The sequence below is a fragment of the Bacillus manliponensis genome, assembly GCF_000712595.1.
GTDB classification, from domain to species: Bacteria; Bacillota; Bacilli; order Bacillales; family Bacillaceae_G; genus Bacillus_A; species Bacillus_A manliponensis.
Genome location: NZ_JOTN01000009.1, coordinates 150391 through 163085 on the forward strand (window position 1 = coordinate 150391; position 12695 = coordinate 163085).

At 37.3% G+C, this 12695-nt stretch carries 14 protein-coding genes and 1 pseudogene; 11 read left to right on the forward strand and 4 right to left on the reverse strand.

Translation table 11 applies throughout. The features are described 5' to 3' along the window. Positions 1-419: 419 nt before the first annotated feature. Both BAMA_RS24530 and BAMA_RS12585 read left to right on the forward strand, forming a co-directional pair. Complete coding sequence (locus BAMA_RS24530; protein ID WP_235184451.1) at positions 420-641, forward strand: DUF4028 family protein; 222 nt, start codon at positions 420-422, stop codon at positions 639-641. Beyond that, positions 638-1093, forward strand: coding sequence for a TspO/MBR family protein (locus BAMA_RS12585; RefSeq protein WP_034639530.1), 456 nt, complete (start codon positions 638-640; stop codon positions 1091-1093). The genes BAMA_RS24530 and BAMA_RS12585 overlap by 4 nt, the downstream gene beginning before the upstream one ends. 53 nt (positions 1094-1146) lie before the next feature. On the opposite strand, the gene BAMA_RS25400 is transcribed toward BAMA_RS12585, so the two are convergent. Next, positions 1147-1275: a hypothetical protein gene (locus BAMA_RS25400; protein WP_265182725.1), complete on the reverse strand. Its 129-nt coding sequence runs from the start codon at positions 1273-1275 to the stop codon at positions 1147-1149. Then, entirely contained in the window at positions 1272-2369 is a 1098-nt protein-coding gene (locus BAMA_RS12590) for a Rap family tetratricopeptide repeat protein (RefSeq protein ID WP_034639531.1), read from the reverse strand. Before BAMA_RS12590 ends, BAMA_RS25400 begins: the two co-directional genes overlap by 4 nt. Before the next feature lie 389 nt (positions 2370-2758). On the opposite strand from BAMA_RS12590, the gene BAMA_RS12595 reads away from it, so the two are divergent. Beyond that, complete coding sequence (locus BAMA_RS12595) at positions 2759-3133, forward strand: hypothetical protein (protein WP_034639532.1); 375 nt, start codon at positions 2759-2761, stop codon at positions 3131-3133. A gap of 121 nt (positions 3134-3254) precedes the next feature. Then, entirely contained in the window at positions 3255-3548 is a 294-nt protein-coding gene (locus BAMA_RS12600; RefSeq protein WP_034639533.1) for a hypothetical protein, read from the forward strand. A gap of 469 nt (positions 3549-4017) precedes the next feature. Here the strand turns inward: BAMA_RS12600 and BAMA_RS12605 are convergent, their stop codons facing one another. Continuing rightward, positions 4018-4227, reverse strand: coding sequence for a hypothetical protein (locus BAMA_RS12605; RefSeq protein ID WP_034639535.1), 210 nt, complete (start codon positions 4225-4227; stop codon positions 4018-4020). Positions 4228-4319: 92 nt separating this feature from the next. Between BAMA_RS12605 and BAMA_RS12610 the strand changes: the two genes are divergently transcribed. Both BAMA_RS12610 and BAMA_RS12615 read left to right on the forward strand, forming a co-directional pair. Then, positions 4320-4772, forward strand: a complete 453-nt coding sequence (locus tag BAMA_RS12610) for a DUF4274 domain-containing protein (protein WP_034639536.1) — start codon at positions 4320-4322, stop codon at positions 4770-4772. Between the two features lie 17 nt (positions 4773-4789). After that, the gene (locus BAMA_RS12615; protein ID WP_034639537.1) at positions 4790-5182 is read left to right on the forward strand and encodes an immunity 22 family protein; all 393 of its coding nucleotides are present in this window, start codon (positions 4790-4792) and stop codon (positions 5180-5182) included. A gap of 56 nt (positions 5183-5238) precedes the next feature. On the opposite strand, the gene BAMA_RS12620 is transcribed toward BAMA_RS12615, so the two are convergent. Further along, on the reverse strand, positions 5239-5532 hold the full coding sequence (locus tag BAMA_RS12620; protein ID WP_034639538.1) for an RNA polymerase alpha subunit C-terminal domain-containing protein: 294 nt from the start codon (positions 5530-5532) through the stop codon (positions 5239-5241). Positions 5533-6010: 478 nt separating this feature from the next. On the opposite strand from BAMA_RS12620, the pseudogene BAMA_RS25630 reads away from it, so the two are divergent. From BAMA_RS25630 to BAMA_RS12640, 5 genes and pseudogenes are all read left to right on the forward strand, one after another. Beyond that, positions 6011-6144, forward strand: a pseudogene (locus BAMA_RS25630) (nucleoside triphosphate pyrophosphohydrolase family protein); the annotation flags it as partial. 252 nt (positions 6145-6396) lie between these two features. Further along, the gene (locus tag BAMA_RS12625; protein WP_034639539.1) at positions 6397-8127 is read left to right on the forward strand and encodes a sigma-54-dependent Fis family transcriptional regulator; all 1731 of its coding nucleotides are present in this window, start codon (positions 6397-6399) and stop codon (positions 8125-8127) included. A 225-nt stretch (positions 8128-8352) separates the two neighbouring features. Next, the gene (locus tag BAMA_RS12630) at positions 8353-9957 is read left to right on the forward strand and encodes an ATP-dependent acyl-CoA ligase (protein WP_034639540.1); all 1605 of its coding nucleotides are present in this window, start codon (positions 8353-8355) and stop codon (positions 9955-9957) included. Between the two features lie 35 nt (positions 9958-9992). Continuing rightward, positions 9993-10784, forward strand: coding sequence for an enoyl-CoA hydratase (locus tag BAMA_RS12635; RefSeq protein WP_034639541.1), 792 nt, complete (start codon positions 9993-9995; stop codon positions 10782-10784). Positions 10785-10873: 89 nt separating this feature from the next. Then, a complete protein-coding gene (locus BAMA_RS12640) occupies positions 10874-12310 on the forward strand; it encodes a GntP family permease (protein ID WP_034639543.1) in 1437 nt (478 codons plus the stop codon). Positions 12311-12695 lie beyond the last annotated feature (385 nt).

Below are 12695 nucleotides of genomic sequence, written 5' to 3' on the forward strand. Positions count from 1 at the left end.
CACATTATATACATTTAAACCTATAAAAAAGAAAAAATTAATATTAACTTTTTGTTTAGCACACGAGGAAGCGGGTATATATGTACTAACGAGAAAAATTATCACTTACCAAAAAGGAGAGGGATACTATATGGATCAAGCACTAACAGATATGATATTAAATTTAATTTATATGCTAAGTATTTCTTTAGTATCGCTTATACTGCTAGCGTTTGTAACTAATTATTATGTGAATAAGAAGGTTGCTTCGTTAAGAAACAAATAGGAATATTTCGAATAAAAAAGAAGGTTTATGCTTCATTGTACGGGGTATTTATAATGAGGAAAAGAAAAAGGTAGCTTATAGGATGTCGAGTCGATTTCGAAACAATGGCGCGACCGCGGAGTCGTATTGATATAAGAGAGGTAGGGCTTATATTATGAGATCGAATAAAAAGACTGAATATTTAAACAATAAGGAGCGATTTACGATGATTATAAAAATATTGAAAGATAAACAGGATAGCTCACTTTGCATTATTCAAGATAAAGAAGGAGAAAGGTATGAGAAAAGTTGGAGAAATGAATACGATCAATTTGGCACTTTAATAAGTCCAACATTTAAACAAGTAGAAGAATGGAAAGAGAATGAAAGACTATGAGCAGAGTTAGTGTCATCGTATTTTTAATCATATATGCTTTATTTTATGTATCAAGTATTTTATTTCCGGTAGATTATATGTGGTACAATTCGTTAGAAAAGCCGGACTGGACCCCTTCCGGTATGACAATTGGAGTTGTTTGGTTTGTATTATTTGGATTAATTGCGCTAGCTGCTACAATTATTTATAGTAAATACAAGTTTCAGCCCGTATTATTTTGGAGTTTACTTGTTTTAAACTACATATTTAACCAAGCATTTAGTTACTTTCAATTTGGACAAAAAGATTTACTGTTAGCTACAATAGATTGCTTCTTAGTAGCTGTTACAACACTACTTCTTCTCGTGTCATCTTCTAAATTATCTAAGATAGCACCGTATCTTCTTGTTCCTTATTTTCTATGGTCTTCCTTTGCTACATATTTATCTTGGGTGATTTATAGGATGAATTGAAATAGAAACATATTATTTTATAAAAAAGGAGGCTGTTTATCAGCCTCTTTTTATCATCCAGTATGCCCATGTGTTAACGGCTTAATATTAGAATTTCCTTGAATATCTTGCGCGCTGAAAGCACCAAAAGTTAATGTGAAAGCAGTTAATAGACTTAGTGAACCGATGATTAATTTTTTCATTTTAAAGCCCCTCTTTCAAAAAGTTTTTTTCTAGCTTGGCTACTTACGAAGAAATGTTTGCTTGCTTTTGAATGGTTATCTTCTTGGTAAAACTTCAAAGCTAAAATTTCATTGTATTCGTGAGTATATTCATGAAGTTCTTCTCTTTCAAAATAGAAAAATCCTGCATTCACAACTTCTTCAAGCTCACTTGTTGGAGAGTTATTATTTATATGTTTCAAAATAATGAAGTGGTGTATATAACCTTCATTATTTAACTCCCTGCAAATTTGTATTCCTTTTTCAATTAGTTCATTAGCTCTCTGTATCTCTCCTAATTTAGAGTATTCCCTAGCTTGAATGAACATAGCTTTATAGTTATTTGGCATCTTCTGAGTTACTTCAGATAGATGACGCAGAGCTAAACTGGATAAATTCTGACTTGCATACATATATCCAAGGTTATGACGAACGATTAAAGAAAAATACTCCTCGTCTTCTTTTTTAAATAGTTCTAGCGCAGTTAAATAGTGCTCTTCAGCTAGTTCGAATTCTTTTAAGTGAGTATAAGCTAATCCATAAAGGTTGTGACAAAAAGCAATTTTGACTTCATATTCGGTTTCATGACTTGAGAATATTTCTTTTGATTTTTGTAGGTAGTGTATTGTGTCGATAGGTTTCTGTGTATGACAGTAGAAGATAGCAAACTCATAATAGAATTCTGCTTTCTCAATTTCATCTTGCATGTTCTCTAACAATAATTCAGCTTTCTCGTAATGTTTTCTTGCTAAAGTGTGACTACCTGTTATATTAGAATGAATGGCTTTGAAAAAGTGATAGTAGTACGATAAGAGTTCATCTGTTGGTTCGTCGATAGCATCAATTTTGCTAAAACTTTCTTGTGAAATACTTAGACTATCTAATAAGTATTCATACCTAAAATTAATAAGTAAATAATATAAAAATAAAGATTGATCTTGTTCAATGTTAGGAAGTGTTTTCTCAATCTCAATTTTTAAATTCTTAGCCTTAGTAACATGCCGCGCACGAATTTTGATATACCATTCATCCAATAGTTTTGTGATTTGTTGACTCTCATTCACTGAAACGTCCATAGTATCCTCCCTATCTTATATACATGCTATCTTTAATCATTATAAAGCAGGATTGAAGATGTGAATGTATCAGAAGGGAGTATTTAACATTTCTCAATTTTAATCTGAAAATTCAATCTATTGTTAAGGGATATATTCCTAGCTTTTTGTTTATAAGATTAAAAAAGGTAGACGAAACATTAAAAGACATTGAAGCGAAAAAAAGAGAGTTCGATTCTGACCGAAGTATTTATTTTGAATATGAGAGTAAAGAAATTACATGAACTACTTGACGACTATGCAGAACTCGGTAAAGTGAAAGGTCTTAATAATAAAATATGGATATTTCTGTTTGGAAATGTAAAAATAAATATAAATGTTTGATGGAGTATAAGGAGGAATAAAAATTTATGCAAATGCAAGCGAAGAAAAAGGGGTATACGACACACATTATCTCTCTCTATTCAATAATAGGAGTTTTATATTTTATAGAAATAACTTGTTTCCTTTTCTACGCATTAGTTGGATTGGTATTCTCGGGAGGTTCTACGGATTCTTTTAAAGAAGGCTTTATGTTGTATGGTGGGGGCTTATTGAAAGGTGGATTTTTCACACTGCTAGGAATTGCAGCTGGCACAAGTATGAGAAATAAAAATAGAGAGAAAATGGATGAAAATGTACATCTAGAGATTGTTTTTATTGTACTAATCGGGCTGGTTATACCATATTTTCTAGGAGCATTTCAGATTGTAGAAGCTTTGTTTAAGGGAATCGTATTTAATTAAAGTAATAGTTTTAACTTGATACAACATGTAAGCTTATGTAAGAAGGTATGCAAATTACATGAAGGTCCATTACAACTCAGAAGAATCGCGAGGCCTGTGTTATTTAAATAGGGGAATAATTATGGAGAATATTATATTTTACGGAGTTCTATTTCTTATATTTGGTGCGGCGATATTCGCATTCATTAAGGCCGAATCACCAAAAGTCAAGGCGAAAAACTTGTCATTCATAATGCTTAGCGTAGGGGTAAACATACTCGCAATTCCAATGGCTTTATTTATAGGCGGGATGGCGACAGACTCTCCATACAGTACGGTACTTGATTTTTGGAAAGGTTTTTTCTTCATTCAGGGAATACCGCTTCTTATGCTGTTTATAGCTTTTGTATGGTGGTTAATCCGCAAGCGAAAATAAAAAGTTCAAACATAGAATTTTAAAATAAGGAAATCTTTAAGGTAGGAATAATCTTTACATACAATAACTTGAGAGCACCACATGACAGTTCGGTAGTTAGACTTGTCATGTGGTGTTGTTTAATTTTGCATGCAAATGTGCCCCGATTTATTGTTGGAGTGTATAAAATCTTGAGTAACTAGTAAAACAAATCAAAGAAAAGCTTGTTATATTCTCGTTGGTTTGTTTCACAATATGAATTTTCTTCTTCCTTATATTGCTTCTCTTTACTATTTAAAAGGAAATGAGATTGAGGACGGTAATCGAGGGGCATTGTTTATTTATCCCGCATTAACGGGCTGTAAGACTCCCACCTCAAAAATTAGAGGATTCAGAGAGGTTTAGGTGGGAGATAAACAGCCCGTAAAAGCCCGATTGGTTCAACTAACACTCAGTTGGGGATGCCCCCCCCACTGAGTGAAGTTTCGCTTTACTTTCCCCTGCCTACAATAGCTTTCTTCAAGATAAAATATGTCGCAAAAAATATAAGGCAAGCACTTATCGTAACCGTAATTGTAATAGAAATCTTGCCTGCAATTGTTTCGTTAGAATCGAATAAAACAGGTAAAGTGATGAGTAAGATACTCATAAAATTCATTGTATTCGCAACAGATTTTAATGTTTTTATTCTCTTATCCACACCAAAATTCTCCTTTTTTAGTTATACTTTCAATATATCAAAAATGATTTAAGGCTTCTATGAAGGAATGATAAATATAGGGGTGATATTGTATGAGAAGTGTAGATATGGAATTGTTGGAAAGCTTACTTTACAACGAGGAACGGGACGAAATCATTCGGACATTAAGTATTATTACGAATCCATTAACCCTTCATATTTTCGCCGCAAACTATAACTGGGATGACGGTCTTTCTATTCCAACAGTAATTATGGAAAACAAAGTATGTGACTTCGGGACAGGGTTGCTTCTGTTTCATGATGGAGATGGATATAGCATGCTGCAAAACGAAGAGGATGTTTTAAACTCTACATGCCATGAATGGAGAGACTTTTTACTACAATTGTACAATAAAATTACGAATCTACAATTTCAGTCACAGTGTATATCATTTGATCCACCATTAACAAAAACACAGCGATATAAATTACAGAAGTATAATAATGTTCCGCCAATCTTAATAAATAAATCACCAGGAACTGTATTTGATATTCCGAGCATATAAAACGTAGGAGGGGCAACATGGAGAAACAAGGTTATGTTTCACTATGGATTGGTCATATACGAGATGAGATGAAGATGCAGCGGTACACCGAACTTATTTACACAGATGAAGATTGTCTGCCTGCTCCTTTTTTAGCTGACTTCCATATTGCTATGTATGATTACGACGAAGATTTTTTAGAAGCAATTGCTCATGATAGGGAGCAGAGTTGTTTGCGAAACTTAATAGAAGGTTGCTCATACGATGAGGATATCATTCCACAATTTGAGAAGCTGTTTGAAACTACTTTAGATGAAAAAACAAATGCTGTGATATTGGTATATAACCTCCGATATGATGGACGGGTAGAAGAGATTGTTCACCGTGATTGTGCCTTTCGGTTTGTGGGTAGTGTGGCGTATGAATTTTAATTATTTAGAGAACGAAAGTACTTCATTACCTTAGCTGGTAACGAAGTACTTTTTATTTAGCTTTTAAACGATAACCCACTTTCATGTAAAGAAGCTCTAAGCACAGGAAGGGAAGCTGGTCCAATTCCATGAAGCTTCAAAATCTCTTTTTCACTAAATGTTGATAGTTGCTGCAAGGTAGTAATTCCTTCGTGTTCTAAAGCTCTTCTAGCGGGTGCTGAAAGTTTTGAAGGAAATCCGCTCTCCGGTTTACGTTCTTTCTCACATATAGGGCAGGTTGGACAATCGCTGCTTTTATAATAGTCGTGGCCTTTGCTGCATGTTCGTAGGGTTTTGTTTTGGGTTGGCATGGTTTTGTTTCTCCTTTTTGGATTGGGATATTGGGGTTTATTAATTATATCATTTTTGAATTGGTAACATTGTAAGGGTTTAACTCAGTTGTATCTATATGACTATACTAACTCCAAACAGTCATTTTGTGTGATAGTAAACTTTGTATTTTACATATAGGAGGAGAACACCATGGGTTTGTTTGATATGTTTAAAGGTGATAAAGGAAAAGATATGACACCTCACTTTGCATTTGCTACATCTTTACTATCCCGCATTAACAGCCCGTAAAAGCCCGATTCGTTCAACTAACACTCAGTGGGGGATGAAGAAAACTCCCACTGAGTGAAGTTTCACTTTATACATGATGGGTGCGGACGGTGAGATGGATCAAGAGGAGATCGGCCACTTATTATCTGTAATTGGTGGTGAAAGCAAAAATGGTACGATCTTAATTTTTTTGTCTAGTTCAGTGTAGTCTATCTCAAATGTGTAGATTTGGAAGGGAGAAGTAAGGAGCATAAGGTAGAAGAACTAGCAGACTTATTAGAAAACATAAACCTACTAGTCACAGTGTGAAGGGATAATGCTTGAAGATGTGGAAAAAAGTACGTAAACAAAAAGCAAAAAAAGCCCTGACCGCTTCTATGCATCGCCAGTCCCTCTCGCTCACTTTAAAGAATACTTTTTTGTGTTGTTTTATAGAGTGGCTGGGTAGTTACAATCCCCTTTATAAATTGGATATTTTCATTCACTACCTTTTTAATGTTCTAGTTAAACTTTAAAATTCTATATTCGCTTTTAACAGTTTAGAAGTTTCAAGTACTTCACAAGGTATATATATGACATGCGAGAAAGAGCAAGATTTGATAGGAGGCTTCCAAATGCATATGGATGAAGGAGGAACTTTGCAGTTAACGAGTCATGCTCTTCAGGTAATGAATAATGGAATCGCGGTTACAAGTCATGATGGAATCATTACATTCAGTAATCCATCATTTTATAGCATGCTAAACAAAAACGAAAATGAAATAAAGGGTAAACACATATCGGCGATTATCCCTAATCGTAAACAGCTAGTAGTCAATCAAAATGATAATTTGTACAAGTATGAGTGTAAATTTGGTAACCAAGTATTCGTTGTGAATGAATCTCCTATATATCAAGGTGGGAAAGAATACGGATCGATTGTCATTCTAGAAAATAAGGGGAAGAGCATATCGTCTTTGGAAAGTGCTATTAGCCGATATGAAAATGCTTTGAATTTACTGTCTGAATGTATTATAGGGGTGAATGAGCAAGGAATCATCAATTTTTTTAGTGGTGCTTATGCACAATTTTTGGGGATTAATGATCCGAAAGAAGCGATTGGGAAGCATTGTACGGAGGTTGTTGAGAATACGCGGATGCATATTGTTGTGAAGACGGGACAGGTGGAAATTGGGCATATTCAGCGCGTGAATAGTCAGAATGTTATTGCAAATCGTATCCCTATTATGAAGAAAGGGAAGGTTATTGGTGCGATTGGTAAAATCATGTTTCATGATATCCAGCAGTTTAAAGTTTTAGCAGATCAGATTAGCACAATGGAATCGAAGTTATCATACTATCAAACTGAGTTAAAGCGACTGCAAGAAGGGAGATTTTCGTTTCAAAGTATTGTAGGTGAGAGTGCGAAAATGGAAGAAGTGAAAATGATGGCTTTGAAGGTTTCAAAAAGTCGGTCTACGGTTTTGATAAGAGGAGAAAGTGGAACGGGGAAGGAGCTTTTTGCCAATGCGGTTCATCATGCGAGTCCGCGTGCTGATGGTGCGTTTATTCGGTTGAATTGTGCTGCGATTCCGAGGGATCTTTTAGAAGCTGAATTGTTCGGGTATGAAGAGGGTGCTTTTACCGGAGCGAAAAAAGGTGGTAAGCCTGGAAAGATTGAGCTAGCTCATAATGGGACGTTGTTTTTAGATGAGATCGGCGATATGTCTTTGGACATGCAGGTGAAGTTGCTTCGGGTGCTGCAAGAGAAAGAAATTGAAAGAATCGGCGGCACAAAAACTCATAAGATTGATGTCCGTTTTATTGCGGCAACGCATCGAAACCTTCGTGAAATGGTGCAAAGAGGGGAATTTAGAGAGGATTTATATTATAGGCTACATGTGTTTGGGATTGATATTCCTCCACTGCGAGAACGTAAGGAAGATATCGTACATTTAACGGAATTTTTAATTCGGAAATTGAATAAGGAGCTTGATAGTAGCGTTCTTTCATTGGATAAGCGAGTGAGGGACATATTTATGGAGCATGATTGGCCAGGGAATATTCGGGAGCTAGAGAATGTGCTGGAGAGAGCGATGAATGTTGTGGAAGGAACGGTTATTCACGTGCAACACCTTCCTGTTTATTTACGGCAAAAAGATTTGGAAGAAGAGTTATATCATGAGAGATATCAAGGGGAGAACGAGATAAGTTATTCACTGCAGGTGGAAGTGGAATCCGCTGAGAAACGGGTGATTACGAGAGCTTTGGAGAAAACAGCTAGAAATATAAAAGAGGCAGCTGAACTTTTGGGGATTCATCGGGCTAGCTTATATCGAAAAATAGAAAAGTACGGAATTGGATAAAGGGCGAATAGGCCCTTTTTTATTTGTCGCGTTTTTGCGACGTTTTCTTATATATGCGACATGGTTGTTATCGTTTGTAGCATATATGCGACATGTGAAGGTGGCTATGTAAGGGAGAGTGGTGCTTGCCCCTGAAGGAATAAGGGAATGGAGAGTGAGTCGATTTTTGGCACGGTTCTTGCTATATAAATAAAAAGAATTGTAATAGGAAGGGGATGGAATCTAGTGCTTGAGAATCAGAGTTTGCCACATTTTCTTATGCAGAGTATTGAAAAGTCGCCTAATAAGGTGTATTTACAATTTGAAGAACAAAGAGTTACGTATGAGGAGCTTTATCATCGGATTACAAGGGCCGCAGCGGGACTTTGTGAACTCGGTATTCAAAAAGGTGACAAGGTTTGTATTATGCTTCATAACAACCCTGAATATCTGGATGTATGGTTTGCTTTATCTTTTATGGGAGTAATCGCAGTGCCTCTTAATGTGCATTTAAAAGGAGAAGGTCTGCAGTATATTTTATCCCACTCCGATTGTAAGTTGATGATTGTTGATAAGGAATTTGTTCCTCAAGTTGCTTCTTGTTTACCGTTTATAAAAAGGGAAATCAAAATTGTTGTCCACAGTAATAATGAAAGCGTAATCATTATGGATGATGGCAAAGAACGACCGGTAATTGGATTGAAAGACGTATTGAATACAAATCATCACTATCTTCCAAATGAATCTGTTTCCTCCTCTTCTATCAACAGTATCCTTTACACCTCTGGAACGACTGGATTACCGAAAGGGGTCATGTTAAGTCATTCTGCTTATGTCAATTCTGCAAAGTCATTCGCCATTTATATAGTTGGCGCGAATTCGCAAGATATTTTATTTACAGCGTTGCCGTTATTTCATATTAACGCTCAAGCTCATACAGTGCTCGGTGCTATTTCTTCCAATGCGACGATTGCTCTTGGAAAGCGGTTTAGTGCTTCGCGTTTTTGGGATGAGATTCGAGGTCATGGCGCAACCATTTTCAATTCTTTAGGGTCTATGATTCCGATTCTCTGTAAGCAACCGGAAAAGGAAAATGATTATGAAAATCCAGCAAGGGTGACAGCTTGTGCCGCTACGCCTAAGGAATTTTGGAAGCCGTTTGAGGAGAGATTTGGCGTCCGAATTGTAGAAGGCTACGGATTAACGGAAACGACAGGGTTTTGTGTAACGAATCCATTGAACGCTAATAAGCCACCTTCTATCGGAAAACCTTATTCCTACGTAGAAACGAAGATTGTGAATGAGGAAGGAACTGAAGTACGGGCTGGTGAAATCGGAGAGATTTTCATCCGTGCTTTACAAGGACAAACATTCATGGAAGGTTACTATAAAATGCCAGATAAAACAGAGGAAGCGATGGAAGGAGGATGGTTCCATACAGGAGATCGCGGTTATCAGGACGAGGAAGGCTACTTATATTTTTGCGATCGAATCAAACAGTGTATTAGAAGACGGGGGGAAAACATCTCTTCTTGGGAAATTGAAAAGGTCGTGAACAATCATCCGAAGGTGCTTGAATCAGCAGCTATCGGTGTCCCGTCAGAAGTGGGGGAAGAGGATGTTAAATTATATGTGATTTTGAAGCAAGGGGAAACGCTGTCTCATGAAGAGATTATAGATTGGTGTCAAGAACGCATGGCTTACTTTATGGTGCCGCGATACGTTCAGTTTCGTGAATCTTTCCCAAAAACAGCGACGGAACGGATTCAGAAGTTCAAGCTACAGGAAGAAGGGATCGGTACTGCTTGGGATCGCGAGCAGGCCGGATACGTCATTAAAAGAACGAGTTAAAGCACCTCATTACATATTGGGAAGAAGGGATTGTATTGGAAAATAAGCGAGTTGTTTCATGGTCCAAAGAAAAAGGAATCGCGACGATTATCATTGATAATCCTCCTGTGAATGTATTGAGCTATGCAGTGATTGAACAATTGACGACGGCGGTTGATGAAATTGAACGGGATAATGAAGTCATTGTTGTACTTCTAACTGGCGCTGGGGAAAAAGCTTTCGTTGCCGGAGGGGACATCAAGTCATTTCCGGAATGGATTGGGAAAGGGAGTGAATATGCAGAAGAAAAATCACTGTGGCTTCAGAACCCATTAAATAAAATAGAAAGACTATCAAAGCCTGTAATCGCTGTAATTAACGGATTAGCACTTGGGGGCGGGTGTGAGTTAGCTTTATCATGTGATTTGCGGATTATAGAAGACCATGCCAAAATCGGGCTTCCGGAAGTGACGCTAGGTTTGTTTCCAGGTGCGGGAGGAACGCAGCGTTTGCCTCGCTTAATCGGAACTGCGAGGGCAAAAGAAATGATGTTTACTGGTGAACCGCTCACTGCTGAAGAAGCCCTAGGAGTTGGTTTGGTAAATCATGTTGTTCCGCGTGGTGAAGCGCTGAACAAAGCGAAGGAGCTAGCTGGGAAGATGGCTCGATTCTCCCTTCCTGCTTTATCGTTGATGAAGCAATCTATCAATAAAGGATTATCTTATTCTCTTGAGGAAGGGCTAAAAATAGAGGCTGAAAATTTTGGGCATGTCTTTCAAACAAGTGATGTAAAAGAGGGAGTGGAAGCTTTTATAGAAAAGAGAGTACCGCTTTTTCAGCATAAATAAAAAGAATACGATGTCTGCCTTTGGTAGGCATCGTAACAACATATATAAGCTTAAAACAAATTTGAGAGAATTGAGGGGGGATTACAGTTATGGATTTATTGATTGTGTTGTTGTCGCTTGGCTTGCTTATATTTGTAGCTTACCGGGGATTCTCAGTCATTTTATTCGCTCCATTATGTGCTTTACTGGCTGTGTTTTTGACTGATCCAGTGCACGTTTTACCTTTCTTTTCTAATGTTTTCATGGCGAAGATGGTCGGATTTATAAAATTATATTTTCCTGTGTTTTTGCTTGGAGCGATATTTGGTAAGGTGGTTGAAATCACTGGAATCGCAGAAAAAATTGCGAAAATCATTATCCATTTCATAGGTGTGAAAAGAGCCATTCTTTCTATCGTGTTAATGGGTGCGATTCTTACATACAGTGGCGTCAGTTTATTTGTTGCGGTATTTGCGATTTATCCATTTGCAGCGCAATTATTTCGCGAAGCGAATATTCCGAAGCGTCTCATTCCAGCGACAATCGCATTCAGTGCATTTACGTTTTCAATGGATGCGCTTCCTGGATCGCCTCAAATTCAAAATGTTATTCCAACTACATTTTTTAAAACAGATATTTACGCAGCTCCCACATTAGGGGTTATTGGAGCGTTATTTATTTTTACATTCGGTATGCTGTATTTGGAAAGGTGTAGGAAGAAAGCGGCAGCTAAAGGGGAGGGGTATTTCGGAAAAGGTGATGCGGCGTCTGAACTGGCTGCTACAACTAGTGCACAAGCAGCACCAACGCCGATTATTTCAGGTGATGCTATTCCAGCTAGTTACTGGATAGCTTTCCTACCGCTCGTACTAGTTGGGGTGATGAATAAAGTCTTTACAGAATTTATCCCCGTTTGGTATACAAAGGGATTTGATTTTGCGTCCATCGGTTTGAAGGAGTACGGAACAATTGATATGGCACAAGTTGTGGGTATTTGGTCAGTGGAAATCGCACTTCTTATCGGTATACTGTCCGCTATATTATTAAACTTCCAAGCGGTAAAAGACCATTTTCAATCTATTACAAGCGTGGGTGTAAGTGGTTCAATCTTAGCTGCGATGAACACTGCAGCTGAGTATGGATTCGGTGCCGTTATCGCTGCTTTACCTGGCTTTGTTATGATCCAAAATTATTTGACTGGGACATTTTCAAACCCTTTAATCAACGGAGCGGTCATGACGAATATATTATGCGGGCTAACGGGATCAGGATCGGGCGGAATGAGTATTACATTAGGTTTAATGGCAGACAAATATATTGAAGCAGCAGCGAACTTTGATATTCCATTAGATGTGCTGCATCGCGTAATTGCAATGGCAGCAGGAGGTATGGATACTCTTCCACATAACGGGGCAGTTATCACTTTGCTTGCAGTGACAGGATTAACGCATCGGGAAGCGTATAAAGAGATTTTTGGTATTACTTTAATTAAGACCGCTGCTGTTTTCTTTGTTGTTGGTGTGTATTTGATGTTTTCTATTGTATAAGAGTGTATAAGCCATCATTTTATGGAGTGATGGCTTATTTGTATGTCTAGTTTATCCCGCTATTTACAGTCCGTATCTAGCTATGACTCCTAAAGCACTCGAGCTACAGAAAGGATTAGCTTGTGGCTCGAGTGCTTGAACAGCCGTCTTCGTTTTTGAATGTAAAAGCCCGATTGGCCGGGCTAACACTCAGTGGGGATGAAGCCCCCCTGCTGAGTGAAGTTTCACTTTGTCTTTTTTAAGGGTGTGGTTGTGTTTTGTATGGAAGGTAAACAATGTTTTCCTATTAATAATTTGTTAAAATAACAGTAATTGTAATTGGTTTTGCTTGCAAAAGTAGATACTTAAGAATTTGTTCATCGAGTTGTGCAAGATAATGAAATGA

What these genes read in the sequence shown, in the direction of transcription:
- BAMA_RS12625 (WP_034639539.1), top strand. Translation starts at nt 6,397, where the DNA reads ATGCATATGGATGAAGGAGGAACTTTGCAGTTAACGAGTCATGCTCTT.
- BAMA_RS12590 (WP_034639531.1), bottom strand. Translation starts at nt 2,369, where the DNA reads ATGGACGTTTCAGTGAATGAGAGTCAACAAATCACAAAACTATTGGAT.
- BAMA_RS12615 (WP_034639537.1), top strand. Translation starts at nt 4,790, where the DNA reads ATGGAGAAACAAGGTTATGTTTCACTATGGATTGGTCATATACGAGAT.
- BAMA_RS25400 (WP_265182725.1), bottom strand. Translation starts at nt 1,275, where the DNA reads ATGAAAAAATTAATCATCGGTTCACTAAGTCTATTAACTGCTTTCACA.
- BAMA_RS12640 (WP_034639543.1), top strand. Translation starts at nt 10,874, where the DNA reads ATGGATTTATTGATTGTGTTGTTGTCGCTTGGCTTGCTTATATTTGTA.
- BAMA_RS12610 (WP_034639536.1), top strand. Translation starts at nt 4,320, where the DNA reads ATGAGAAGTGTAGATATGGAATTGTTGGAAAGCTTACTTTACAACGAG.
- BAMA_RS12595 (WP_034639532.1), top strand. Translation starts at nt 2,759, where the DNA reads ATGCAAATGCAAGCGAAGAAAAAGGGGTATACGACACACATTATCTCT.
- BAMA_RS12600 (WP_034639533.1), top strand. Translation starts at nt 3,255, where the DNA reads ATGGAGAATATTATATTTTACGGAGTTCTATTTCTTATATTTGGTGCG.
- BAMA_RS12620 (WP_034639538.1), bottom strand. Translation starts at nt 5,532, where the DNA reads ATGCCAACCCAAAACAAAACCCTACGAACATGCAGCAAAGGCCACGAC.
- BAMA_RS24530 (WP_235184451.1), top strand. Translation starts at nt 420, where the DNA reads ATGAGATCGAATAAAAAGACTGAATATTTAAACAATAAGGAGCGATTT.
- BAMA_RS12585 (WP_034639530.1), top strand. Translation starts at nt 638, where the DNA reads ATGAGCAGAGTTAGTGTCATCGTATTTTTAATCATATATGCTTTATTT.